This window comes from Lactobacillus sp. C449L (genome assembly GCF_059900815.1).
In genome coordinates this window covers 1-447 of the sequence record NZ_JBWXGA010000257.1, presented here as the reverse complement: position 1 = coordinate 447, position 447 = coordinate 1, and the positions used below count along the sequence as shown (strand labels likewise).

Annotated in this window: 1 protein-coding gene; it reads right to left on the bottom strand. The window is 68.7% G+C overall.

Annotation, left to right across the window (positions count from 1 at the left end; all coding sequences use genetic code 11):
* Positions 1 to 185 precede the first annotated feature (185 nt).
* On the bottom strand, positions 186 to 447 hold a 262-nt coding region (locus tag AC2JF9_RS09290; protein ID WP_500727194.1), incomplete at its 5' end, for a tryptophan 7-halogenase.

The following is a 447-nucleotide window of genomic DNA, read 5'->3' as shown; positions in this document are numbered from 1 at the left end:
ATCCCGCGCTCGGCCGCTTCCTCGCCCGGCATGGCCGGTCGGGCGTCCCGCTCTACCTCTATTACCCGCCCGGCGGCGAGGCGCAGATCCTGCCGCAACTGCTGACGGTGGGAACGGTGACGGGTCTTTAGGGGCGACAGGGGCGGCAGGGGCGGCCGCGCCCAATCGGCATATCCGCCGGCCATTCACGGCCGTTCCGCCGGGCAGTATTGCTGCACGAAGGCGGCGTGGGAGGGCATCACGTCGGCGCATCGGGCGATGACGTTTTCGACATTGGCGAGGAATTCGTCGATCTCGCGCTCGCCCTTGATGTCGACCAGCGGGTCGTAGCGGCGCGGAATGACGCCCTGGCCGAGGAAGACCTGGATCCAGCTTTCCTCGGCGAACAGTTCCTCGCCCTCGCGGAACACGCGGCCATGGGCGGCGAAGAGGTCCATCTTGCGGCGG